The sequence below is a fragment of the Megasphaera sp. genome, from assembly GCF_047831605.1.
Classification (GTDB): Bacteria; Bacillota; Negativicutes; order Veillonellales; family Megasphaeraceae; genus Megasphaera; species Megasphaera intestinihominis.
Map to the genome: position 1 here is coordinate 489267 of NZ_CP181255.1, position 23695 is coordinate 512961.

At 53.9% G+C, this 23695-nt stretch carries 19 protein-coding genes and 1 pseudogene; 1 reads left to right on the top strand and 19 read right to left on the bottom strand.

Features of this window, described 5'->3' with window-relative positions:
• Positions 1 to 360 precede the first annotated feature (360 nt).
• Positions 361 to 1079 (top strand): annotated as a pseudogene (locus ACFWUB_RS02410) (arylamine N-acetyltransferase family protein).
• Here the strand turns inward: ACFWUB_RS02410 and ACFWUB_RS02415 are convergent.
• The 19 genes from ACFWUB_RS02415 to ACFWUB_RS02505 all read right to left on the bottom strand — a co-directional run bounded on the left by ACFWUB_RS02415 (position 1071) and on the right by ACFWUB_RS02505 (position 23512).
• Positions 1071 to 1667 carry an HI0074 family nucleotidyltransferase substrate-binding subunit gene (locus tag ACFWUB_RS02415; RefSeq protein WP_416184160.1) on the bottom strand — a complete coding sequence of 199 codons (597 nt, stop codon included), beginning with the start codon at positions 1665 to 1667 and terminating at the stop codon, positions 1071 to 1073. The pseudogene ACFWUB_RS02410 and the gene ACFWUB_RS02415 sit on opposite strands and share 9 nt — an antisense overlap.
• Positions 1668 to 1807: 140 nt before the next feature.
• Complete coding sequence (gene mutM, locus ACFWUB_RS02420) at positions 1808 to 2632, bottom strand: bifunctional DNA-formamidopyrimidine glycosylase/DNA-(apurinic or apyrimidinic site) lyase (RefSeq protein WP_020310082.1); 825 nt, start codon at positions 2630 to 2632, stop codon at positions 1808 to 1810.
• 8 nt (positions 2633 to 2640) lie between these two features.
• Positions 2641 to 5217 (bottom strand): DNA polymerase I, encoded by a 2577-nt coding sequence (polA, locus tag ACFWUB_RS02425; protein WP_416184161.1) that lies wholly within the window; start codon positions 5215 to 5217, stop codon positions 2641 to 2643.
• A gap of 19 nt (positions 5218 to 5236) precedes the next feature.
• Positions 5237 to 5563, bottom strand: coding sequence for a hypothetical protein (locus ACFWUB_RS02430; protein WP_416184162.1), 327 nt, complete (start codon positions 5561 to 5563; stop codon positions 5237 to 5239).
• 17 nt (positions 5564 to 5580) lie between these two features.
• Positions 5581 to 6054, bottom strand: coding sequence for an SsrA-binding protein SmpB (gene smpB, locus ACFWUB_RS02435; protein WP_014016334.1), 474 nt, complete (start codon positions 6052 to 6054; stop codon positions 5581 to 5583).
• A 12-nt stretch (positions 6055 to 6066) separates the two neighbouring features.
• Complete coding sequence (gene rnr, locus ACFWUB_RS02440) at positions 6067 to 8403, bottom strand: ribonuclease R (protein WP_416184163.1); 2337 nt, start codon at positions 8401 to 8403, stop codon at positions 6067 to 6069.
• Between the two features lie 77 nt (positions 8404 to 8480).
• Entirely contained in the window at positions 8481 to 8717 is a 237-nt protein-coding gene (secG, locus tag ACFWUB_RS02445) for a preprotein translocase subunit SecG (RefSeq protein WP_014016332.1), read from the bottom strand.
• 44 nt (positions 8718 to 8761) lie between these two features.
• On the bottom strand, positions 8762 to 9421 hold the full coding sequence (gene sigH / locus ACFWUB_RS02450) for an RNA polymerase sporulation sigma factor SigH (protein ID WP_416184379.1): 660 nt from the start codon (positions 9419 to 9421) through the stop codon (positions 8762 to 8764).
• 72 nt (positions 9422 to 9493) lie between these two features.
• The gene (gene rlmB / locus ACFWUB_RS02455; RefSeq protein WP_416184164.1) at positions 9494 to 10240 is read right to left on the bottom strand and encodes a 23S rRNA (guanosine(2251)-2'-O)-methyltransferase RlmB; all 747 of its coding nucleotides are present in this window, start codon (positions 10238 to 10240) and stop codon (positions 9494 to 9496) included.
• A complete protein-coding gene (locus ACFWUB_RS02460; protein ID WP_020310076.1) occupies positions 10237 to 10722 on the bottom strand; it encodes a Mini-ribonuclease 3 in 486 nt (161 codons plus the stop codon). The genes rlmB and ACFWUB_RS02460 overlap by 4 nt, the downstream gene beginning before the upstream one ends.
• Positions 10719 to 12164: a cysteine--tRNA ligase gene (gene cysS / locus ACFWUB_RS02465; protein ID WP_292107798.1), complete on the bottom strand. Its 1446-nt coding sequence runs from the start codon at positions 12162 to 12164 to the stop codon at positions 10719 to 10721. Before cysS ends, ACFWUB_RS02460 begins: the two co-directional genes overlap by 4 nt.
• Before the next feature lie 329 nt (positions 12165 to 12493).
• The gene (gene gltX / locus ACFWUB_RS02470) at positions 12494 to 13948 is read right to left on the bottom strand and encodes a glutamate--tRNA ligase (protein ID WP_416184165.1); all 1455 of its coding nucleotides are present in this window, start codon (positions 13946 to 13948) and stop codon (positions 12494 to 12496) included.
• A 32-nt stretch (positions 13949 to 13980) separates the two neighbouring features.
• Positions 13981 to 15141, bottom strand: coding sequence for a 2-C-methyl-D-erythritol 4-phosphate cytidylyltransferase (ispD, locus tag ACFWUB_RS02475; RefSeq protein WP_416184166.1), 1161 nt, complete (start codon positions 15139 to 15141; stop codon positions 13981 to 13983).
• A 9-nt stretch (positions 15142 to 15150) separates the two neighbouring features.
• Positions 15151 to 16332 (bottom strand): PIN/TRAM domain-containing protein, encoded by a 1182-nt coding sequence (locus ACFWUB_RS02480; RefSeq protein WP_416184167.1) that lies wholly within the window; start codon positions 16330 to 16332, stop codon positions 15151 to 15153.
• A gap of 184 nt (positions 16333 to 16516) precedes the next feature.
• Entirely contained in the window at positions 16517 to 19375 is a 2859-nt protein-coding gene (locus ACFWUB_RS02485) for a DUF3427 domain-containing protein (RefSeq protein ID WP_239639569.1), read from the bottom strand.
• A 27-nt stretch (positions 19376 to 19402) separates the two neighbouring features.
• The gene (locus ACFWUB_RS02490; RefSeq protein WP_022497332.1) at positions 19403 to 19801 is read right to left on the bottom strand and encodes a (deoxy)nucleoside triphosphate pyrophosphohydrolase; all 399 of its coding nucleotides are present in this window, start codon (positions 19799 to 19801) and stop codon (positions 19403 to 19405) included.
• A 351-nt stretch (positions 19802 to 20152) separates the two neighbouring features.
• Entirely contained in the window at positions 20153 to 21409 is a 1257-nt protein-coding gene (locus ACFWUB_RS02495) for an RNA-guided endonuclease InsQ/TnpB family protein (protein ID WP_416184168.1), read from the bottom strand.
• A 256-nt stretch (positions 21410 to 21665) separates the two neighbouring features.
• Positions 21666 to 22946 carry an AAA family ATPase gene (locus tag ACFWUB_RS02500; protein WP_416184169.1) on the bottom strand — a complete coding sequence of 427 codons (1281 nt, stop codon included), beginning with the start codon at positions 22944 to 22946 and terminating at the stop codon, positions 21666 to 21668.
• 236 nt (positions 22947 to 23182) lie between these two features.
• Complete coding sequence (locus tag ACFWUB_RS02505) at positions 23183 to 23512, bottom strand: hypothetical protein (protein ID WP_020311271.1); 330 nt, start codon at positions 23510 to 23512, stop codon at positions 23183 to 23185.
• Positions 23513 to 23695 lie beyond the last annotated feature (183 nt).

Here is a 23695-nt window from a genome sequence, read left to right on the forward strand (position 1 = left end):
TAACGATTAGGGGGTCGTTTTGTTATTTATTTAATTTACTCTGGCTTGATAGCAGATGAATCTATCTTTAACTTTTCTGTAATCGCTTGAAAAAACTCAGTACTTCAAAGAGCTATGTGTTTGCCAAAAAAGGAGCGACATCTCTTTTTGCAGCATCAAAATCCAGTTCGGCAAAACTTTTTTTACATATCTTTTGTATCTTGCTACAAATACCATAATGCAACCTGGCGACATTGTATGGATTGTTATTGCATTGGCACATTTCCCAGAGTATGGTATACTATTTTTTAGACAAAAGTCATGTTTGAAGATCCAGGATAAAATTCATATCCCATGAATCAAAAAAGGGAGGAACCTGTCATGGATGTCACTCATCACAAATTATCCTCGCAAGAACTCGCAAACTATCTCCAACGGATCCATCTGGTATCTCCACCGAAGGCAACCGATATAGACGGCTTGAAGGAACTCCAAATCCATCATCTTTTATCCATTCCTTATGAAAATCTGGACCCTATGAATGGCATTTCAACATCCATGGATTCAGAAGACCTCTATAAAAAAATGATTCTTCATCGACGGGGCGGATATTGCTTTGAACTGCAAGGGCTGTTTCTTCTACTGCTCACGACACTTGGCTATCACGTTGAACAGCGGGCAGGCCGTTTTATGGACGAGCCCGGTATTGTCCAGATGCGGCGTCACCGGGTCCTGATAGTTACCATAGACAGTATCCCCTGGCTCACTGATGTTGGCGTCAATAGTGAATCCCCCAGACAACCAATCCGCATTCATGGAAACCGATCTATGGTTTTACCGATGAACCGCAGATCGATGACGATTTTATCATGCCCTCTTTCTATTGTGACCAACATCCCGATTCCCGGTTCAATAAATACATGAAAATCAGCCTGTTTACCCAGGATGCCGATTTGACTATCGTAAAAGATGAAATGAAAGTGTATCGAAATGGCAAAGTAGAAAAGCGTCTTCCCATTTCTGGAAAAGAAGAAGCTGCCCATCTCCTGTCTGACATTTTCCACATCTCAGTTCCCCATAATTATCGTCTTTTACCATAGTTTGACCTGCATGTCCAGCCATTTTTCCGCATCGCCGATGAGATGTTGTTTCCAGGCTTCGCGGATACTGCTGCGTGGGCTGGTCGCTTCGATGCCTTCATAGTCCAGGACGGCCTTCATCAGTTTCCAGGCCAGTTCAAAGGTAAATTCAAAACGCTGGATGGTTGCATCGAGATAGAGGTCGTCTTCGTCCAAAGTCTTGGTCAGGGCAATTTCCAGGCGGTTCAGGGCTTTGTGGTAGTCTTCCCACTTCAGCCGTAATTGTTCTTTCGTCATCATCCATTCTCCTTTGCCGTCGACAGCCCAGAGCAGTTTCCCTTCCCTGTCGATGGCATCTTTCAATTTCTGATTCGGCTGACGCCGGTAATCAATGAGATCAAAAGTAAAGGGCAGCTGGCTCTGGTCGAAATCGAGCTGCAGCGGCGTCACCAGATTTTCCGTACTGGCAATGGCCAAATCCACATCGGAAACAGGCTTATAATCGCCACGAGCCCGCGACCCGAAGAGTTTCACCCAATCGATCCGCTTGCCATAGCGGGATAAAATAGCAAAGATCTGCCGCCACTGTCTGACACTCAATCCGTACATAGTACTCCTCCTTTGGGACGGCTCCTGCTTAACCTCTCCGGCCCTGCGGGCCACCTCCCCTATGAAGGGAGGCTTGGGCGCCCCTATGATTGGCGGGCGGCCGGCGACCTGCGACCTGCGGGCCGCCTTTTAGGCGGCCCCTACGATTGGCACTTCGGGCAGTAGTGGGTGCCGCGGCCGTTCAGTTTGGTGTATTCGATGGTCGTGCCGCAGACGGTGCAGGGCGTGCCTTCGCGGCCGTAGACGCGGAGGTTTTCCTGGTTCTGCCCTTCTTTGCCGTTGCTGCTGATGAAGTTGCGGATTGTCGTGCCGCCGTGTTCCAGGCCTTCCTGGAGGACGGCGACGATGGCTTCATGAAGGCGGGCCGCTTCTTTTTGGGTCACTGTATCGCTGTGGCGCATGGGCCGGATGCCCGCCCGGAACAGGGCTTCGTCGACGTAGATGTTGCCCAAACCGGCCACTTTGGTCTGGTCCAGGAGGAGCATCTTCACCGGCCGGTGGCAGCCCTTGAGGAGGTCATAGAGCCGCTCCGTCGTGAAGTCCGGACTGATGGCGTCCGGTCCCAGGTTGTCGTAACCTTTGACGCCTGTCGCCCCCTCTGACGGCACGAGCCACAGGCAGCCCAGGGTGCGGATATCGCGGTAGAGGAGGCGCCCTTCGCTGAGCGTAAAAATAAGATGAATGGCCCGGCCAGCATACTGGCCGGGCTTTTCTTCATAGAGCAGGCTGCCTGTCATGCGCAGATGGACCAGAAAGGACCAGGGACCGCGGCAGCGGACAAAGAGGTACTTGCCGCGGCGTTCCACGCCTTCCAGGGTCTGGCCGGTCAAGGCGGCTGCAAAACGGTCTGCCGTCGTATTCTTGATGAGCCTGGGCAGGCCTATTTCAACGGCCGTAATGGCCTTTCCCCGGACACGCTCGTCGAGGAAGGCCCGTATCGTTTCTACTTCCGGTAATTCTGGCATGGTCTCACCTACTTCGCTTCTTCCCAGTTGACGCCGCTGTGGATGTCGACGACGAGGGGCACGGATAAATCGACAATGTGTTCCATTGTATCCTTGAGGAGCTGTTCCACTTCGTCCTTTTCCCCGGCCGGGACTTCCAGGACCAGTTCGTCATGGACCTGGACCAGGAGCTGGCTCTTCAGATGGCGTTTTTCCAATTCGTCCTGGACAGCGTTCATGGCCAGCTTGATGATATCGGCGGCGCTGCCCTGGATAGGCGTGTTCATGGCCGTCCGTTCGGCAAAGGACCGGCGCGTGAAGTTCTTGCTGTTGATTTCCGGCAACGCCCGGCGGCGGCCGAACATGGTGACGGCCATGCCCGATTCCTTGGCCGAGGCGATGAGGCCGTTCATGTAGTCGTGGACCGTGTTGTAGCGGGCAAAATACGAATCGATGTATTCCTTGGCTTTTTGGCGGGAAATGGAGATATTCCGGGCCAGGCCGAAGTCGCTGATGCCATAGATGATGCCGAAGTTGACGGCCTTGGCATGGGACCGTTCTTCCGGCGTGACCTCGTCCAGGGGGATGCCGAAGACTTCCGACGCCGTCCGGCGGTGGATGTCCTGGCCCTTCTTGAAGCCGTCGATCATAGTCGGGTCCTGGGACAAGTGAGCCAGGAGGCGCAATTCGATCTGCGAATAGTCGCCAGAGACGATGTAGTCATAGCCTTCGCCGGGCACGAAGAGGGAGCGTATCTTGCGGCCCTGTTCGGTCCGGATGGGGATATTCTGCAGATTCGGGTCGGAACTGCTCAGACGTCCCGTCGACGTGACCATCTGGTTGAAATGGGTATAGATGCGCCCCGTTTCCGGCACGATGAGCGGTTCCAGGCCATCGAGATAAGTGGAAATGAGTTTCTTCAAGGCCCGGAAGTGCAGAATCTTGTCGATCATGGGATGCTTGTCGCGCAGGGCGTCGAGGACGGAACTGTCCGTCGAATAGCCGGTCTTGGTCTTCTTGATGACCGGCAGCTGCAACTTCTCGAAGAGGATGACGCCGAGCTGTTTCGGCGAATTGATGTTGAAGGTCTCGCCGGCGTCGTCGTAAATGGCTTCTTCCAGGGCATCAGCCTGGCGGGACAATTCGCTCTTCATGGTCATGAGGCGGTCCGTATCGACAGTGAAGCCGTTCATTTCCATGACGGCCAGCGTATGGATGAGCGGTTCTTCGATGGTATCGTAGAGCTGTGTCAGGGATGCCTTATCCAATTCAGCTGCCGCTTTGGGCCAGACCTGGAGGGCAAAAGCGGCATCGCAGGCCAGCTTCTGTCCGTCGTCTTCTGTGCCTTCGTCCAGGCTGACGTCGAAGGTTTCGGAAATATACGTCAGGCCATAGGACGTCCGCGTCGGGTCGAGGAGATAGGCTGCCAGGATGATGTCCTTCAAGGGCAGGCGGCCCGGAGCGACGCGGGATACGACCTTGGTCAGGTCCTTGCCGTCATCGGTGACGACGGCTGCCGCTTCGGTCAGGACGGCGAGATAGGCGTCGTAATCGCTTTCGGGAACGACGAAGGCGCCATCATCGACGGCCATGGCCAGGGCCGTCACAGCCGGGATGGGCTGGCTGCCGTCATAGCGGGCGGCGACGGCGACGGTCTTCCCTTTCAGGCTGGCCGCGCCCGGTGCGTCCATGACCTGGACGGCCGCTGCCGGTGCCGCGGCGTCTGCCAGATGAGAGAAGCGGTCGAAGGCGGCAAAGCGTTCCAGAAGATTGCGGAAGCCCAGGCTGCGGAAGAGCTGGGCCACGTCTTCCTGGCGCGGCTGGGGCTGGAACATGTCCATGGTGTAATCGAGGGGCACGTCACAGCGGATAGTGGCCAGGTCCTTGGACAAGACGGCCTTGTCCTTGTTGTCGGCCAGTTTTTCCTGCATCTTCTTGCCCTTCACTTCGTCCAGGTGCTCGTAGACGCCGTGGACGCTGCCGAACTGGCTGATGAGCTTGAGCGCCGTCTTTTCGCCGACGCCGGGGACGCCGGGGATATTATCGGCCGTATCGCCCATGAGGGCCTTCATGTCGATGACCTGGGCCGGCGTATAACCGTATTCGGCTTCCATGACGGCCGGCGTAACGGCCAGCATGTTGGTGATGCCCTTCTTGGTCAGATAGACCGTCACGTCGTCCGTGACCAGCTGCAGGGCGTCGCGGTCACCGGTGACGACAGCGACGGCATAGCCATCGGCTGCCGTGCGGCGGGCCAGGGTGCCGATGATGTCGTCCCCTTCGTAGCCTTCCTGTTCGAGGACGCAGATGCCCAGGCAGGCCAGGACTTCGCGGATCAGGGCGAACTGGGGCCGCAGGTCATCCGGTGTGGGCTTGCGCGTAGCCTTGTAGCCGTCGAACAAGTCGTTGCGGAAGGTGTGCTTGCTCTTGTCGAAGGCGACGGCAACGTACTGCGGGTCCAGTTCTCCGTACAATTTCAATAACATATTCAAAAAACCATAGACGGCATTCGTCGGGTGCCCCTGGGCATCGGTGAGATGCGGGATGGCATAAAATGCCCGATAGAGCAGACTGCTGCCGTCGATGATGACGATATTTTCTTTCATAGAACCTCCCTACGCCCACTCACCGATGCAACAGGGAGCTGACGATGCTGTAGATACAGTAGATGACGAAGATGCCCAAGAGATAGGGCATGGCCATGATGATAAAGCCCAGGGCGCCGATGATGACGGCGACGATGCAGAAGACGATGAAGCCCAGGGCCAGTTTGACACGCCACGAAAGGCCGGACGTGACGATGTGGATGCCATGATGCGCTTCCTGTTCCTGGCGCAGCCGTTCTTCATAGAGGGACTTCTGGTCGTGGACCGTACCATCTTCGTCAATGGTCTGGCCGCGGAAACTGTCCCGTTCGTGATCGGAAAGGATTTTGGGATCTTCTGAATTCATAGACGATTCTCCTTCTGTTAATAGTTACGGCTCTTCATGCGGCGTTCAATGTCGCGCTTGGCTTCTTTTTCAGCCAGGGCCTGCCGCTTGTCGTAGAGTTTCTTCCCTGTTACCAGGGCGACGGTCACTTTGACCTTCCCCTTTTTGAAATAGAGGTTGAGGGGGATGAGGGTATAGCCTTTTTCCTGGATCTTGCCCAGGAGCTTGATGATTTCATATTTATGGAGCAAGAGCTTGCGCGTCCGCAGGGGATCGTGGTTGAAGCGGTTGCCCTGATCATAGGGACTGATGTGCATGCCCAGGAGGAAGACTTCGCCGTTCTCGATGCGGCAGAAGCTGTCCTTCAGATTGACCTTGCCCTGGCGCAGGGACTTGACTTCCGTCCCCGTCAGGGCAATGCCGGCTTCATACGTTTCATGGATAAAATAATCGTGACGGGCCTTGCGGTTGTCCGAAATATATTTCACACCCTTTGTCGGTGACGTTGCCAAAACGAATTCCTCCTATTTCTTCTTCTTTTTGCCGCGGCGGCTCTTGCTGCCCTTGCCCTTGCACGCGGCTTTGCGGCCGGATTTCTTGTCCTTGCGGCCTTTCTTATCTTTCTTGCCCTTCTTGCCGATGGCTCCGGCGAACCAGTTGTGCTTGGTGTCGGTGTCCTTCTTATCGCTGTGTTTCCGTTTATGGCGCCGTTCGGCACTGGCCGCCATGAGCTGCTGCACGTCTTCCAGCGATTCGTAGCGGCCCGGGACGAAGTCGATTTCGCATTTTTCCACATTGACCTGAGCCAGGGTGACTTCCATGGCATCGCCTAAGCGGTAGACCTTGCCGCCGTGCTGGCCGCGCAGGGTGTACGACGCTTCGTCGAATTCGTAGTCGTCGTCAGTGAGCAGGGAAATGTGGACCAGGCCTTCGATGCCGTTTTCCAGGCCCACGAAGAGGCCGAAAGACGTAATGCCCGTAATGTGCGCTTCAAAAGGCTGACCGATGAAGGGCAGCATGTACTGGCACTTCTTGAGGTCGTCTGTTTCCCGTTCGGCTTCGACGGCAATGCGTTCGCGCGAGCTGGCCTGGTCGGCGGCGATGGTATGGTACGACAGGGGCTGCTGCGATTCTTCCTCGGTCAGCTTGCCCCGGCGCTGGTACTGGCGGATCAGACGGTGGACCATGAGATCCGGGTAGCGGCGGATAGGCGACGTGAAATGGGTATAACATTCCGAAGCCAGGCCGAAGTGGCCGGCATTAGTCGTCGAATAGCGGGCCTGCTGCATAGAGCGCAGAGCGATGGTCTGGACGACGGCGGCTTCATCGGTGCCCTTGGTCATTTCCAGGAGCTTCTGGAAGTCTGCCGGCTTGACCGATTCCGTATCGGGCATGGGCAGGTTGAAACTCGACAGGACGGTGCGCATCATATCCAGCCGTTCCGGTTCGGGCAGTTCGTGGATACGGTAGACCGACGGGTTTTCGCTGTCCCGGAGATAGCAGGCTACGGTTTCATTGGCAATGAGCATGCTTTCTTCGACGATCTGTTCGGCAATGGTCCGTTCCCGTTTTTCCAGACGCAGCGGTACGCCGTCCGGATCAAGGATGACTTTGTATTCAGGGAAATCGAAGTCGATGGCCCCGCGGCGGAGGCGCATGTTCTTGAGGATCGTCGACAAGGCCCGCAGTTCGTGGAGCATGGGCATGAAGGGCTGCAAGTCGTCAGGCACGATGCCTTCCAGGAGGGCCTTGCGGATTTCGACGTAGTTGCAGCGCCGTTTGACGCGGATGACGGCCGGGCCGATGTCGGCCTTGAGGACCTTGCCTTCTTCGTCGATTTCCATGACGCAGGTCATGGAGTAACGGTCTTCATTGGCGTTGAGGCTGCAGATGCCGTTGGACAGGACCGTCGGCAGCATGGGGATGACCCGGTCGACAAGGTAGACGCTGGTGCCGCGGTTATATGCTTCCTGGTCGATGGCCGATCCCGGACGGACGTAGTAGCTGACGTCGGCGATGTAGACGCCCAGTCGGAAATGGCCGTTGGGCAGGCGGACGACGTCGATGGCATCGTCCAGGTCCTTGGCATCTTCACTGTCGATGGTGATGAGCTGGCGGTCGCGGTAATCGCGGCGCCCTTCTTCCAAGGTGACCGTCGTGTCGATCTTGGCGGCTTCCTTCTTGACGTCGTCCGGGAAGTCGAAAGGCAGGCCGTGGCGGGCCATGATGACCTTGATATCCAGGTCCTTGTCGCCGTCATAGCCGAGGACTTCCGTCACTTCCCCTTCGGCTTTGCGCCCTTCTTCGGGCCACTTGGTGATCTTGACCAGGACGCGGGCACTGCTGCGGGCGCCGCCGGTCTTGTCGAGGGGCACGTAGACGTCTTCGCGGATGCGTTCGTCGTCCGGCGTGACGAAGGCGCTGTGTTTTTCCAGCTGGAACGTACCGACCAGGGTCTTGTTGGCCCGTTCGACGATGGATACGATTTCCCCTTCCTGTTTATGACGGCCATCGCCGCTGTGCAGGATGCGGACCGTGACCTTATCGTTATTCATGGCCGTATGGCGGTTCTGTTCGGCAATGTATACGTCCTCCGTCAGGTCCTGGCTGAGGACGAACCCGAAGGTCGGCGTATAACCTTTATAAATACCGGTGATTTCCTGGGGCTGTTTGGCCGAGATATACCGGTCTCCTGCGATTCTCATGAGCTTTTCACTCCTCACTAATTCTTCAAATGTGTCAAATACGTCAGCCAGCCGGGCGCCGGTGATGCCGAGCTGTTCGGCACAGTCTTCGACCGTTGCGCCGCCGCTGTCTTCATTACATATACTTATTATATCATGAGCCAGCTGTAAATCCATAGTTCCCCTCCTCAAATCGCCGTTCTGCAAAGGATAAAAAAGGAGCCGCCGCATATGCGACAGCCCCTAAGAATTCATTAAAAAGTATGCATCAGTCTGCCTAACAGCAATGTACAAATGGCAAATGCTATCGACAGGACGATAGTCAGTTTGGAAAGCAGGGCATCCATGCCGCGGGCCCGGCTCCCGAACAAGTCTTCGGCACCGCCGCCGAAACCGGCGCCCATGCCCTGGGTCTTGCTCTTCTGTGCCACGACGACACCGATGATGAGCAGTGCCAAAATGACAACGATGATTTCTAATGCTGTGATCACGTTAATCCTCCTCACACAATGACGCTAACAGTACTATTGTACACTCATTTAGCTTTTCTATCAATAGGTTCTCTGGCTTTCTCATCGGGTTCCGTTTCTTTTTCGGCATTGCGCGTTTCCAGATAATGTTCCAGCTTGCGTTTGACCCGCTGCAGGGCATTGTCGATGGACTTGACGTGCCGGTGCAGCTGACGGGACATCTCGTTGTAGGATTTGCCGTCGAGATAGGCTGTCAGGACCTGCCATTCCAGATCGCTGAGGATCTCATTCATCTTCAGTTCGATATCATTGAATTCTTCGCGGCTGATGACCAGCTCTTCGGGATCGCTGACGCGGATGCCGGACAGGATGTCCTGCAGCGTCCGGTCCGATTCGTCTTCATAGACGGGCTTGTTGAGGGACACATACGAGTTAAGGGGTATGTGTTTCTGCCGCGTCGCCGTCTTGATGGCCGTGATGATCTGCCGGGTAATGCATAACTCGGCAAAGGCCCGGAACGACGACAGCTTGTCGCCGCGGAAATCCCGCGTCGCCTTGTAGAGGCCGATCATGCCTTCCTGGATGATGTCATCCCGGTCGGCGCCGACCAGGAAGTAGGCGCGGGCTTTGGATTTGACGAAGTTGCGATACTTGTTGACGATATAATCGGCCGCTTTGCCATCGCGCTCTTCCTGGGCGATGCGTACGATTTCTTCATCTGTCATGCCTGCAAAGCGGTCATGTTTTTCTTCTGCATTGGACGCTGCCTGCATAATCGTTACCTCGCTTATTTTAAATTATTCGCCTGCCTGCCGCTGCCGCACGACTTCATACATGAGCAGGGCCGCTGCGACGGAGGCGTTGAGGGAGTTGACGTGGCCGAACATGGGGATCTGGACCAGGACGTCGCACGTCTCCTTGACCAGGTGCGAGATGCCCCGGCCTTCACTGCCGATGACCAGGACGACCGGGTCCGTCAGGGAGCTGTGGAAATAGTCCGTCTCGCCGTCCATATCGGCGCCGATGACCCAGAAACCGCGCTTCTTGAGCTGCTTCAGGGTCTGGGCGATGTTGCCGATCTGCACGAGGGGCATGTATTCGACGGCGCCGGCCGACGTCTTGCCGACAGTCTCATTGATGGGCGCCGTCCGCCGCTTGGGCAGGAGGACGGCGTCGACGCCGGCACATTCCGCCGTGCGGATGATGGCCCCCATGTTGTGGACGTCTTCGATGCCGTCGAGGAGGACCAGGAACGGTACCTTCCCCTTTTCATCAGCAGCGATGAGAACGTCTGTCAAATCGGCGTATTCCACGGGCTTGGAAAAGGCGATGACGCCCTGGTGGCGGTTCCCCGGTGCCAGGTGGTTGAGGACCTTCAGGGGCACGTCTTCGACGAGGATTTCCTTCCGGCCTGCCAGGTCGCGGATGCGCTGCAGCGGCTGCGACTCATTGCCGGCAGCGACGTACAGCTTGGTGATGGACCGGCCGGCCTTCAGGGCTTCGGTGACGCTGTTGCGGCCGATGATGATATTTGCCTCACTCATTCCATTCCTCCATGTTTTTCGTTACAATAGGCTTTCGTTTCTTCATAGACCTGGGCCATGACGGCGTCCAGGCGTTCCGTCCGGCCAGCCATGACCAGGTAGCCCACCAGGGCTTCCAGGGCCGTGCTGTCGTGGTACTCGGCGACGGTGGCGCTCTTCGGCGCCAGGGTATAGGCATTGCGGGCCCGCTGGCAGACGGCCTTTTCGTCGTCCGTCAGGCCGTCGTGGATGCGGCGGTAGACATAGGCCTGGGCCTTGGCGGATACGAATTCTGCCGCCAGCGTGTGCAGGACCTGGACGTGGGGGATGCCCGTTTCCACCAGGCGCCGGCGCAGGGTCAGGGCGTAATAGGCGTCACCGACGAAGGCCAGGTTGATCGAATCGAGATGGGCCGCATCCTGGTCGGGCACGTCCAGGCGCTTGCCGTCGGCAAAGGCCTGGTAGGCCCGTTTCTTCAGTGCTTGCAGTTGTTTGAATTTCACTTTTTCCAGCGCGCTCCCTGCGGCGAATCTTCGATAGTGATGCCAAGAGCGGCCAGTTTATCGCGGATGGCGTCGGCCAGGGCGTACTGTTTCTGGGCGCGGCATTCCTGACGGATGTCGAGGATGGCCTGCATGAGGTCGTCGTAGTCCTTGCTGCTGGCGTCTTCCTTCTTGCCGGTCCAGCGGTCTTCGAGGATGCCGAGGATATCCGTGAAGGTCTTGAAGACGCGCTTGACTTCCGACATGGCTGCCGAATCGACGGGGACGCCGTTGTTGACGACGGCATTCTTGAAGATGTTGACGTTCTTGGCCAAATCGAACATGGCCGCGCTGGCCAGGGCCGTATTGAAGTCGTCGCACATAGCATTTTCAAAGTCTTCTTCGTCCTTGTGGGCCGTTTCCAGGAGCTGCTGGGCTTCCGGCGATTTAGCACCGGCCGGCATAGCCAGGAGTTCCAGGACGTTGTCGATGGCCGTGCCCAGGCGTTCGAGGCTGCGCGTCATTTCTTCCAGCCGTTCGTCGCTGAAGTCCAAGGGGCTGCGGTAGTGGTTGGAAATGAGGAAGAAGCGCAGGGCATCGGGGCTGTAGTGTTCCAGGACGTCCTTGACCAGGAAGAAGTTATTCAGGGACTTGCTCATCTTTTCCGAGTTGATGGTGATGAAGCCGTTGTGGAGCCAGTATTTGACCATCGGTTTCTTGCCCGTAAAGGCTTCGGACTGGGCGATTTCGTTTTCATGGTGCGGGAAGATGAGGTCGCTGCCGCCGCCGTGGAAGTCGAAGGTATCGCCAAGGTACTTATTGCTCATAGCCGAGCATTCGATGTGCCAGCCCGGACGGCCTTTGCCCCAGGGGCTGTCCCACGACGGTTCGCCGGGCTTAGCACCTTTCCAGAGGGCGAAGTCCATGGGATTGTGCTTGCGGTCGTCGACTTCGATACGGGCGCCGGCCATCATGTCGTCGAGGCTGCGACCGCTCAATTCGCCGTAGTCGGCGAACTTTTCGACGCTGTAATAGACGTTGTGGTCGATGACGTAGGCATAGCCTTTGTCGATGAGGGTCTGGACCATGTTGATGATTTCATCCATGTGTTCCGATACGCGGGGATACTTGTCGGCCCGGCGGATGTGGAGCTTGTCCATGACGTCGAAGTACGATGCGATATAGCGGTTGGAAATGGTATCCCACGTGACGCCTTCGCCGTTGGCAGCGTTGATGATCTTATCGTCGACGTCGGTGAAGTTCTGGATGTGCGTGACTTCATAGCCCAAGTGTTCCAGATAGCGCTTGATGACGTCCCACGTGACGAAAGGACGGGCATTGCCCATGTGGGAATGGTTGTACGGCGTAATGCCGCAGACATACATCTTGACCTGGCCCGGCGTAACGGGCACGAAGATTTCTTTTTTACGGGTCAATGTATTATATACTTTCAGTTCTCTCATACGGTAACCTCCCTGAAATTTGAACAAAAAGGCCACCATCCCCTATGACAGAGACGGTGGCCCGTGGTTCCACTCTGTTTTTACGGCAGTGCCGTAATCTTTACTGCGCAGTAACGGGCGCCCCCCGGACCGGATTACTCCTTTCACCCGGCCTGCTCACAAAGGCAGCATTGCAGTTTTATGACCTGGAAAGGCTCTCAGCCATGACCCTTCTTCTCTGTCGGATGCCACTGCAACTCATTTTGATCATCGCAGATTCTTATTTGATACATATTATTAGTTAATACGTATGTATATAGTACCCAATAATCGGGCTCATGTCAAGCCCTTTATGCCAACGTTTCGTCCAGACGGGCCAGGACTTTGTCGCGGCCCATGAGGGCGACGATGACGTTTAGGTCCGGGCCGTGCATGACGCCGGTGACGGCGACGCGGATAGGCATGTAGACGAACTTGCCCTTGACCTTGAGGCCCTTCTGGATTTTCTTGAACAGGGGCTGTACCGTGTCGGGCGTGACGTCGTCGAGGGCAGCCAGTTCATCGCGGAACATCTTGAGGACGGACGAAGCCGTTTCTTCTTTGAGGACTGCTGCGGTTTCTTCATTTTCCGGCGCATAGTCGTCGGTGAAGAAGACCTTGGCAGCGTCGACGATCTGAGCACCGTACTGGACGTGTTCGCGCATGGCGGCGCAGATGGCTTTCAACCAGGCAGCTTCCTTTTCGTCCGGATTTTCGCTGGCATAACCTGCCTTCTGCAGGTGCGGCAGGCAGACGGCATAGAGCTGGTCTTCATCGAGCTGCTTCATGTAATGGAAGTTGATCCAGTTGAGCTTTTCGATGTCGAAGACGGCCGGGTTCTTGGCGACGCGGTCGAGGGTGAACTGTTCGATGAGTTCATCGCGGCTGAAGATTTCCTGATCGCCTTCCGGCGTCCAGCCGAGGAGGGCCAGGAAGTTGACCAGTGCGTCGGGCAGGTAGCCCATATCGCGGTACTGCTGGACCGATGTAGCGCCATGGCGCTTGCTCATCTTCTTCTTGTCGGCGCCGAGGATGAGCGATACGTGAGCGAACTGCGGGGCTTCAAAGCCCAATGCCTTGTAGATGACCAGCTGGCGCGGCGTGTTGGACAAGTGTTCTTCCGCACGGATGACGTGGGTGATGTGCATGAGGGCATCGTCGAGGACGACGCAGTAGTTATAGACCGGGATGCCGTCGGATTTGACGATGACGAAGTCGCCGACGTTGTTGGAATCGAAGGATACGTGACCGCGGACGAGGTCGTCCAGTTCAATCGTTTCGTTCTTCGGCGTCTTGATGCGGATGACGTGGGGACGGCCTTCCTTGAGGTACTGTTCGACCGTTTCTTTGGGCAGGTCAGCGCATTTGCCGGAGTAGACCGGCGTTTCCCCTTTGGCCAGCTGAGCCTGTTTTTCCGCTTCCAGTTCTTCCGGCGTGCAGAAGCAGTAGTAGGCCTTGCCTTCGGCCAAGAGCTTTTCCGTATATTTCTGATAAATGCCCAGGCGTTCAGTCTGGCGGTACGGGCCATCGGGACCGCCGACGTCGATGCCTTCATCCCAGGTGATGCCCAGCCATTTCAGGGCTTCCTTGATGTTTTCTTCCGATTCCGACGTCGAACGCTTGCGGTCCGTATCTTCGATGCGGACGACGAACTTACCGTGGTTGTGCTTGGCAACGAGGTAGTTGAACAGTGCCGAACGGGCACCGCCGATGTGGAACGGGCCTGTCGGGCTCGGAGCAAAACGAACGCGTACTTCCTGTGACATAAAAAATTCCTCCTAAAGACTATATATATGTATTATTGATAGCTAAGGACCATGGCTGCCGCCTGGGCGGCCATTCCTTCTTCCCGGCCGACGAACCCCAGTTTCTCTGTCGTCGTCGCCTTGACGGAGACAGCAGTCTTGGGGATACGCAGGGCCTCGGCAATATTAGCGATCATCTGCGGCACATAGGGCTTGATTTTAGGCCGTTGTGCCAATAAGGTCACGTCGAGGTTGACGATGCGGCAGCATTTCTCCCGCAGCAGATGGCGGACCTTTTCCAAGAGGACCAGGCTGGAAATATCCTTGAAGGCCTGGTCCGTATCGGGAAAATACGTCCCGATATCGCGGAGCCCGGCGGCTCCCAGCAGGGCGTCCATGATGGCGTGGATGACGACGTCGGCATCGGAATGGCCATCGAGGCCCCGTTCAAAGGGAATCTCGACGCCGCCCAGGACCAGGCGCCGCCCTTCTTTCAGGCGGTGGACGTCATAGCCCGTACCGATGCGCTTGACTTCCCTCCCCTTCATGTACAGGGACAGGATGGGAATGTCGTCGCGCGTCGTCACCTTGCGGTTCTTCTCGCTCCCTTCGAGGATGACCACGGGTATACCCAGGGCTTCGACGAGGGATGCGTCATCTGTCGCCTGGATGCCCTCGGTCCGGGCGTGCTCATGGGCTTCCATGAGCAGGTCGCGGTGAAAGATCTGCGGCGTCTGGGCGGCGACCAGGCGGCTGCGGTTCAGCGTATGGAGCCGGCCGTCGTCGCCGCGGACCTTGACCGTATCCTTGAGAGGGATGCCGTAAATGGCAGCTCGGGCCGTTTCCATCATGGCCGCGCCCTGGTCATACCAGTCCGGGCCGGCAAAAGGCCGGGCGCCGTCGTGGACCATGACCACATCCACGTCGCGGCTGACGGCCATGAGGCCGTTGTAGACCGAATCTTCCCGTTCGGCGCCGCCCAGGGCGTAGCGTACGGGCTGGATAGGATGGAGGTCATCGACGAGGCGGCGGATTTCCTTCTCATCGACGCGGGAATGGACGATGACCACTTCACTGACCGACCGGGCCGCGAAAATGTGGCGCAGCGTATGGGTCAGGACAGGCTCGCCGCACAAGGGATAGAAGAGCTTGTTCCGCTCGTAGCCGAAGCGGCTCCCTGTGCCGGCCGCTACGACGATGACAGATACTTTCACACATTTCACCTACTCATTTGCAATCTTAACGAATATCATGCGCCCAGCCGACGTCTGCAGGACAGACGTCACCGTAACGGGCACAGTAGAACCGATGTATTTCTGGCCATCTTCGACGACGATCATCGTGCCGTCATCGAGATAGGCGACGCCCTGGTTCTCTTCCTTGCCGGCCTTGACGATGAGGACGTTCATGTGTTCCCCAGGGATGCGGGCCGGTTTCAGGGCATTGGCCAGGTCGTTGATGTTGAGGACGGCCACGCCCTGGAGGGCGGCGACTTTATTCAGGTTATAGTCGTTAGTGACGACTTTGGCATTGATCTTGCGGCCCAGGCGGACGAGCTTGGAATCGACGCCCTGGACGTCGTCGAAATCGTCGTTGATGATGCGGACTTCGACGTAATTATCTTCCTGCATCTGTTTCAGGATATCCAGGCCGCGGCGGCCCTTATTGCGCTTCAGCAAATCCGACGAATCGGCGACGAGCTGCAGTTCTTCCAGGACGAAGACCGGCACCAGCAGGGGCCCTTCGAGGAAGCCCGTACTGCAGATTTCGGCGATACGGCCGTCGATGATGGCACTCGTATCGAGGAGCTTGCCAGAAAAGTCCATATCCTTGCGCTTGCCGCTGTGCTCCTTGCCGGACTTGCCCAGGCGCAGGTTGCTGACCAGGGCGATGATTTCGCTCTTCTTGCGGGTGGCAATGCTCATGCCGGCATAGCCGAAGACGATGCTGAAGACGATCGGGCCATAGGCCCCGATAATCGGCAGGCGGGCGAACGCCAGGCCAATTAAATTCGCAATAATAAGTCCAAAAAGCAATCCCAGCGTCCCGACGATGATATCCTGGCTCTCGAAATCACTCAAGCCCGATTCGATGCGGTGAATCGCCGCCCAGATCAGGCGCAGCACGAACGGTGAAATCCCATACCCCACCAGGGCCCCGACGAGAATGCCGATGATGTAGGCCACGATGGTGATGATAGTCGTCCCGAAAATACTGCCGTGGAAAAATTCCCCTTCGATTTCGGCACTGATGAAGGGCGTCGTAATGACCTGGTCGGCAATCATGACGAAAATGACCGCCATGATCAGGACAATGACCCCTTTCATGATGTTGTCGGCCACATTGCGCCCATTGAATTTCTTCGATTTCGGCCCATCATGATTCGATTCATATTTATCTTCCATAGAGTAAAAAAACACCTCCCCTTTGTATATACTTCTATAACTATACTAGTTTACCACATTTCCCGTCAATGTACCACAGGTGGCGTGTAAAGTTTTTGTGTAGGCCTGTTTATAACACCTTGCACTAGTAAATCATAAATTAGTAAGTTACGATTTACTAATTTACGATTTACTAAATAATGACTCACTCACACAGATACCGATAGAGCTTATCCTCAACAGGCTTGTCCAAAAGGAACTGGAAATTGACGATAGGCAGCTGCTGCCCTTTGCCATCGGCAATCGTCGTTTCGACAGGATCGCCTAATACCGTCAAATCTCCCATGTAATAGAAGTCGGAGCCTTCGGCATCGCTCTTTTTTACAAACAGCAGTTTCCGCGTGTGCTCATTGCAAATCGCCGGAATCTGCGACGACGTCAGGTGAATCCGAGCCCGCGTCATCCAGCTGAACTGCTGTGGCGAGACGAACTGGTCTTCGTACTTCGTATTGGCCGAAATGTCGTCACGTTTCTCATAGGTGACGAAAATAGGACACGTAGCCCCGACAATCTGATAGCCATTGAGCGTGCCTTCGCGATTCGTCTCATAATTGAGAATACGCGATACGTCTTTACGGGAATAGCGGCCGTAGCGGACAAAGCCTTTAATGATTTCCGGTTCGTCGTGGACGTAGAGGCTTTCAAAACGATAGGTCCCATAGTCGAGGATATCTTGAACATAGCACTGAAATTCTTTATTTTCTTTCAAATCGTTCCAATAAGGAGTCGCTGTATAAGCATGATTTTCAAAGGAAATGAGCGGCTGTCCGCCGTATTTTTTTCTGGCCGTTTTAGTAAAAAATTGCAAATCCAGCAGGCGGGCCACGCTTTCCATCGTTTCCGCAGACGGCAGGAAATGGTATGTTTCGTTCATTTCCTTAGCCAGGGCCGCCGTAGACCAGGAATCTTCTGTCAGCAAATGGCGCAAGACCAGCAATTCTTCTATCCGTTTGCCATTGGCCAGTTCCAGGCTCATCATCTTCAGCACAGCCCGATGCGATGCGTTCAGCGTCGAGTTATAAGGCTCCATGTATTGAACAAATTCAAAAAAAGACTCTTTCTTAGCGACGAACAGCGCCGGATCCTTGTCGCCAAAGCGGACAAAATCCATCATCATGGGCTGGCGGCCCAGGCGATAGGCCATATTACGATATGATTCTTTCAAATCCCGCAGGTCTGCCAAAGCACTTTTGGCATCAATAGCCGCGTAAATTCGTTCTTTGGCGATATCGTCAAAATGAACCGACGTCGGTCCCGGCAGAAAATTGACCTGCATGAGGCGGCGGACAAAATCCTTATCATACGTCCGGTCGCCAAACAGGGCGATGGGAAGTAAAAAGTTATTTTCATAGTTGCCAATGAAATCGAGCACTTCTAAATAGCGCTTATGCGGATATTTGCGAAGCCCCCGGCCTAACTGCTGCACAAAGACGATAGCCGACGTTGTCGGTCGCAGCATGATGACCTGATTGACCTGGGGAATGTCGACGCCTTCATTGAAAATATCACAAGTGAAAATGTAATCGAGATACTGCGGGTCTTCGGCAGCTTTCGCCTCTAAATGACGAATCGCTTCACTCCGTTCGCTTTCGCGCGACGCGCCCGTCAAGGCGATTGCCCGTTTCCCATGCTGGCGAAACGCTTCAGCCAAGGCCTGCGCTTCTTCTACATTGCGGCAAAAGACGAGGCCTTTGATGCGGTCGGCATCACTGCCATACAAATCGGCATAATATAATATATGTTTTATACGTTCTTCGCAAGTCAAGAGAGCAAAATCGCTTTTATCGTCCAACACGTTGCCATTGACGGTAATCTCGCTGATGCCGTGGTAGTGAAAAGGAACGAGCATATTTTCTTCCAAGGCGTCGTGCAAGCGGATTTCATAAGCAATATGATGATGGAACAAAGCATAAATATCGAAATCATCGGACCGTTCCGGTGTCGCCGTCATACCTAACAGAAATTTGGGCCGAAAATAGCCAATGACCTTTTGGTACGTCGCGGCTCCGCCATGATGCACTTCGTCGATGACAATATAGTCAAAAGCATCGGGCGCAAAGGTATGGAGTATTTCATCCTGGGCCAAGGTCTGAATGGTCGCAAAAATATAGGGCTTATCCATTTCTTTATCGTGCCCTGTCAGCAGCCCCGTATCGGCTGGATTAATGCCAATCCGGACGTAACTGTCCCGTGCACTTTTGACGATGAGCTCCCGATGGACGACAAAGAGAAACCGCCGGGGATGCGTTTTTAAGACATCAAAGGCCGACAAATAGGTTTTCCCCGTCCCAGTCGCTGAAATGAGCAGCCCCCGGTCCTGACCATCGTCGCGCAACTTTTGAATCCCCGCTAAAGCCGCTTTTTGCATGGCGTTCGGCTGGATTTTATGAAAAGGAACATACACGGACTGCCGTTTCGGTTTATTGTGCGTGTACACAGACTCATAAGCCTGAATCCACGCTTCATCGACGACTTCCGCCGTATCCCACAAGGCATCAAATTCTTCCTTGGTCTGCCTGATGAGCGAGCCGTTTTCTGCCGATGTAAAGAACACATTCCATTCCTGATTGTGCGTCAAGGCATTGGCCGTCATGTTACTGCTGCCAATGACCATGGTATAATTTTCCGGCCCTGCCTGGGAACGATGAAAGAGATAGCCTTTGGCGTGAAAAGCCCGTTCTTCCGTTACCATGCGCAATTCGACATTGGGAAACTTCAACAATTCCCGCAATGCACCGGGTTCCGTAAAGTTCAAATACTGAGAGGCTAAAATCTTCCCCGTCGCCGTCCGGTTCTGAATGAGCGCATCCTTCAGACAGGCAATCCCGCTTTTCGTCAAAAAGGCAACGGAAAACAAGAAGGAATCACAAACGTACAACTGTGACAAAATCGTATCGAGGACCTTGCGCTTTTTATCCCTATTGTTGGTCAGAATTTTCGGAACATACCGTTGGTCCGCTTCCACCGTATAATCAATGAAACCTTCGCGCAAACACTGCTCCAAAGCCCCATATTCCCCCATGGCTATCGCCTACTTTCCAGAAAGCTTTTTCATGATAGGCACATCTGCCGGTGCCCAGTCCAGCGTCGGCATGTCTTCAGGAGCCATCCATTTCGCATCGACGTGTTCTTTGCGGACAAAGTCGGGCTTGTCCAAATGGCAGTAAAAGGCGTACATGGTCATGGAAAAATCAGGATAATCATGATGGACCGTCATGTACAAATCCGATTCTTTGACAGATACATGGACATCCATTTCTTCCCGCAGTTCCCGTTCAATGGCCGTATGCTTGGCTTCGCCCGGTTCAATCTTGCCACCGGGAAACTCGTATTTGAAACTGACATAGTCAAATTTCCCCTGGCCCCGTTCCATGCAAAGAATTTTTCCATCATACTCCAAAATCGCAGCTACCACTTCTAAATGCTTCATCAAAATTCCCCTTTTCTGCATTGTTTTCTCTATTGTATCACATCCGAATCGCTCCGTATATTTTTACCGTTTCCACATAATTTTTCCCCTTCTTATATAGTGATTTTTCTGATAGTATGCGGCTTCCCTTCTATCCATCGAAAAAATTTTTATCGAATATCTCCAACACAGCTCTCCGTTTTGGCAACCAGCTTGCATCTCCCTACGGTCGATTCCTGCTGTGCCAAAAAGGGTCTTCGCAGGGGAGGCAAAGCCCCTACATGACTACGGCGACTTTCTTTTTTTGAACCTCTCCCGCTTATAGAATCGGGAGATTCTTGAGAAGGTTGCTGTTTAAGTTTCCTCCTGAAATCAGGATAGCCTTATTCTCAAAGGGCTGTCCAAAAGCCCTTTACACAGTCCCTCGAAATCGAAGTTCTGCTTACTTTTACGGAGTATATTGGCGGCGCCGTTGATATCGGCATTGGCCGTCCTTCCATCGGCAAAGCGGTACAAGCCGCGCTGGACTCGTTGTCCACTGAACCTTCCTGTATAGGGGGTATCCGGCTGGTATACGGGAATGTCGTCCAAATCCAGGCAGCTGGACTGAGAGGTATAGGATTCTTCCTGTTCCAGATAGGTTATCCCATAGCGTTCACACAGCTGTTTCAAGGTACTACGCAGATAGCTCAGGCTGATTTGGGTGAAATGCTGATTCATCACTTTGCCCAGCTTTAGTCCTCGTTTGAAATCGCAATTATAGCCGCAGACAAGGATCCCTATCTGATGACTGATGCAAAAATCGAGGATATAGCGGGCTGTCTTGCGAAGGATGTCCTGCATCCGGAAATGGCGTTTCTTCGCTAACTGACAGAGCTGATTCGTCGTCTTCTGGCCCTGTTTGGCGGCAATGCTTTGGAGTCTGGCTTTGCGTTTGTTCCAATACTGGTTGATAGATTTAAGTTTACGACCGTCCATGAGGAACGACGTCCCCGTATTGGTAACGCAGGCGGCCAGATTGTCCAGGCCCAAGTCGATAGCCAGGACACGGTCTGACGAGGTTTTCACCGGTTCTGAGTCCTGTAAGTAGCAATACTGAATCTTGAAATACCGTCCGCCATACATGGGACAGATGCGGACTTCCTTGATTTTCTTATCCTTCAGCCTGTCAGGAACAGGAATCCGAATCCGATGACCATTATGGCGTTTCATATATTCACGGCTCATCGGCACGGTTAAGAAGCCATTCTTAATGGTAATAGCGTTCGTCGACAAGATAAGATTGAAGAGACCGCCTTTTTCACGATAGTGTGGCAGGCAGACAGCCTTTGAACCATAGTCACCTGACTTGACTTTCTGCAAAAGCCCGAAAAAAGAACGAAAACTACGGTCGGCTACTTTCAATATCTGTTGAGAAACACCAGCCTGCAATAAGCTGTAATTTTCATTTTTCTTGCAGACATGGCAATTTTTTTCATACCGCAAGAATTGCTGGGTATCGAAATAATGCTGCCGAATCGTATAGACCGCTACATTGTATAGGTTATTGCTGTATCGGCACATTTCCCGGAGCATCGTATAGTCTTGTTTCGCCAAACCGCGGATGACATTCGATTGCGTCAAGTACATCTGGGATTCACCTCCTCTGTTATCTACCATTATACCGTAGACGAAGTGAAAAGGCTAAGACGGAAAAGACATAGAGTGGATTTTGCAGGCATCAAACCTGCAAAATCCATCACCATTGATGCCCCTACCTAAGAGGAGAGTCTTCTGGCGAAACTGTGATAAAAAGCAATCCCGTATTTCCATACGTTATGGATTCCCCTGGTTTGAAACTCTGTGATGTATTCCTGGTTTCAATTTGTCGTAAGGCTTCGTTAGCTCAATCGAACAGGTCATCAAAGGTATTCTTGGTCACATTTTTTCCTAAGGAATTCATGATTTCTGTGCTGTATAGTTTGCGGATTTCCTCATTCGGTATCCTTAATGCATAACGGTCATCGCTAAGGGATAAGACCTTTTCGACAGTCAAATAGCCCGTCGTCAACAGGAGATTGAACAGGGCTCCCGGGTCCTGGTCTATTTCAGAATAGATGAGGCTGTCATCTAAGGTGACGCGAACGGCTTTGCCATGCAGCAGATTTTGTATCATCTGAATCCGTAACTCATCCGTATGAGAAAGGAGATGACGTAAAAGGCTGTTTCCCGATGTCCGGACCCAATAAGGCCTGGCTTGGCAGTCATGGGCCACATAATTGATGACGGACCAGGGATTATAGATTTCTGCGCAGCCAATGTGATAGCCATCATACCATTTTTTTAATTCTGGAAGCTTTTCCCCATGATGTACGGTTTCTAAGAGTTCTTGTATTTCTGCTTCCGTAAATCCGAAGACCTCGGCGTACTGATCGCGCAAAACAGAACAGACATCCAGATTATTCAGGCCACTGAAAATGCTTTCTTTAGAGATGCGGGTAATGCCCGTCAGGACAGCAAATTCCAAGGTGTTGTTCGTTTTCAAGGCGCTGCTCAAAAATTGGCGCATGAAACCGATACAACCGGTATAATATCCGCTTTCCCAAGCCTGTTGAATCGGTGCATCGTATTCATCGATAAGGAGAATAACTTTTCGGCCATAGTAACTCTGTACCATAGCCATCAAATTGGTCAAAGATAAGGCCAATTCGTCTTCTGTCGCCTGTCCTTGGACGACGTGATCAAAAAGGCGGGCTTGGACTTCATTGATATCTGCCTTTTCACGGATGTAGCGATATCTATCATAGACTTGTGCTAAAAACAGCCGTATAAAGGAAAGCATCCGTTCCCATGTCGTCCAAGACGGATTTTGGATATCTTTAAGTGTAAGGAAAATGACAGGATACTGGCCACGCTGAGCCATATATTCGGGCCCGGCTTGTTCAATGGCCAGATGGTCGAATAAATGACGGCTCTGGCTTTCTTTTTCAATGGAAAAGAAATATTCCAGCATACTCATTGTCAACGTCTTGCCAAAGCGGCGCGGCCGCGTAATCAAAGTGACTTCCCGGGGGCTATCGATGAGTTGGCGAATAAATGCTGTCTTATCCACAAAATAGAAATCTTTATTGCGGATTTTCCCAAAATCATCTATTCCTATAGGCATTTTGCCAATCACTTTTGTCACCTGCTTTCTAATAAAAAACCTGTCATTATACGTGCATAGGCTGTGGCCGAATAGCACAGCGGGCCGCCCAGCCACAGCTGTCCGTTTTGGCAACCGTCCTGCGCCTTCCGTCGGTCGGCACCTGACGGGCCAAAAAGGCTTGGGACGGTCCCTACGCACAAAGCCGCTGGCCGTGTATTTTTGTGGCCTACCAACTGTAACGCGCGTATTTTCATGGGGATAACCTCTTCACTAAGTTAGGGGACTCCCGGGAAACTGTTGACGAACTGGATGCGGATGTCCGGGAAGGAATCGACGAATTGGACTGTGAAGTCTTCGCCGTAATCGACGAACTGCCATTGGCCGATGTCATCGGGGAAATAGTCGACAGTCTGGACGCGCAGGTCCGGGAAGGCGCTGACGACCTGGACGCGGATATCCGGGAAGGAATCGACGACGCGGACTTTGCCGGCCAGACGGATGCCGTTGAAATAGCCGTCCGGCGTCACAGCCGAGGCAGCCAGGGCAGCTCCGCTGAGACAGAAAAAGCAGAGAACCAGTAAAGCTAACTGAATCCATTTTCGCATGATGATATACTTCTTTCCGGTTATAGTGATCGTTAACAGCCAGCCATCAACCTCTCAGTCAGCTTCGCTGACAGCTCCCCTATCAGAGGAGCCGGAAAACAGCCACCCAACGTGGGCGCCCCTACGGGTCAGGCGGGCCGCCAGCTACAGCTGTCCGTTCTGACAACCGTCTTGCGCCCTTCA